This window comes from Streptomyces sp. 150FB (genome assembly GCF_000818195.1).
Classification (GTDB): domain Bacteria; phylum Actinomycetota; class Actinomycetes; order Streptomycetales; family Streptomycetaceae; genus Streptomyces.
This window is the reverse complement of the sequence record NZ_JTHL01000001.1, coordinates 2486853-2488324: the sequence shown is the minus strand read 5'-3', so window position 1 is coordinate 2488324 and position 1472 is coordinate 2486853. Positions and strand designations below refer to the sequence as shown.

The 1472-nt window shown below is 71.1% G+C and carries 2 protein-coding genes and 1 pseudogene; all 3 read right to left on the bottom strand.

What is annotated here, in order from left to right:
- Positions 1-184: zinc ribbon domain-containing protein (locus QR77_RS10390; RefSeq protein ID WP_063798018.1), on the bottom strand; the 184-nt coding region annotated here is incomplete at its 3' end.
- A gap of 9 nt (positions 185-193) precedes the next feature.
- The gene (locus QR77_RS10385; RefSeq protein ID WP_040021152.1) at positions 194-754 is read right to left on the bottom strand and encodes a DUF4383 domain-containing protein; all 561 of its coding nucleotides are present in this window, start codon (positions 752-754) and stop codon (positions 194-196) included.
- Between the two features lie 140 nt (positions 755-894).
- A pseudogene (locus tag QR77_RS48485) lies at positions 895-1472 on the bottom strand (hypothetical protein); the annotation flags it as partial.

Below are 1472 nucleotides of genomic sequence, written 5' to 3'. Positions count from 1 at the left end.
CGGCCGCCGGGGCGGGCGCTGAACCGGCGCCCCTCGACGTACCGCCCACCGCGACGGTCGACAGCAGCTTCACGGTGTCGTCGTGGCCGGCCGGGCAGGCGGCGGGCGCGGACGACTCGGACATCGGGCGGCTCAGCTCGAAGGTGTCACCACAGGACCGGCAGCGGAATTCGTAGCGAGGCATGGCCTCAGGCTATCCGACCCCGATCCGCCCGTGGCGGCCTCGGGCCCTGCTGTGCCGCTCCCGCTCTGCCTGCTCCGGGTGGCGTGCGCGCCAGTACGGGTTGTCGTGCGGCAGCGTCGCGCTGACTCTCCCGTACATCCCGAAGAACATCAGCATCACCCCGACAACAAAGCTGAACAGCACGTTCTGGATCTGGAAGGCGAGGAAGTTGGCGCCGGTGTCCAGCAGCGCGAGGTTGACGAAGCCGCTGATGATGAAGACGATCCCCAGGAGCATGTTCAGGGTCGAAGCGATGTTGCCGCCGATCACCATCCCCGCGAAGAGCAGCGCCCCGACGCAGAGGGACAGCACGCTCAGGGTGCCGTTGGTGTTGAGGCCCGCGACCGTGTCGCCGCCCGTGTCGAAGAAGCCGACGTGGTCGAGCAGCCCCAGGATGCCGAAGGCGATCAGTACCAGCCCCATCAGCCCGGCACCGATCCGGTAGATATTGCTCAGCCGGTGGTCGAGGGGGAGCTGCTCGTCGATCCTGACACGGTGCTTCGGCGGGCTGCGGAGGTCTGAGCCGGCCATGACGGCCTCCTTCTGCGTACGGGAAGGCGTACGTCCTCTCAGCATCAGCCCGGTGCGAGTAGCCGACAAATCGGGCACAGAGTGGCGGCTGAGTGATGTGCGGGCGCCGGGGCAGCGGGCCGGGGACAGCGTGCGCCGGGTCAGCCGCCCGCCCCGCGCTCCTCGCGGATGCCGGAGACCACCCGGGCCACCGAGGCCCGTACGTCCTCGGTCTCGGTCAGGAAGTGCCAGTAGTCGGGGTGGCGGCCCTCCAGCGCGCTCACCGCCCGGTCCAGCCGCGCCACGGACTCGTCGAGCGGGCGGGCGTGGCGGGGATCGGGGGTGTTCCGGCCGGCCATCGCGAGGCGCTGGGCGTCGCGGATCGCGAAGCGCGTACGGTCGATCTCCTGCTGCGGGTCCTTCGCCACGGCGTTCAGCCGCCGCAGCCGGTCACCGGCCGCCGACACCGCCTCGTCCGTGCTGTTCAGCAGCGCCCTGACCGTACTGAGCAGCGCCGTCGCGTCCGGCCACCGCTGCTCCTCGCGCGCCTTGCCGGCCTCCTTCAGCTTCTGCTCGGCCTGGCGCACGCTGTCCGCCGCCTGTCCCGGTACCTGCTGGAGGTCCTGCCAGCAGGCCGCCGTGAAGCGCCTGCGCAGCTCGCTGAGGATCGGCTCCACGGACTCGGCGCGGTTCGTCAGCGCCTGCGCGCGGGTACGCAGCGACACCAGCCGCCGGTCGA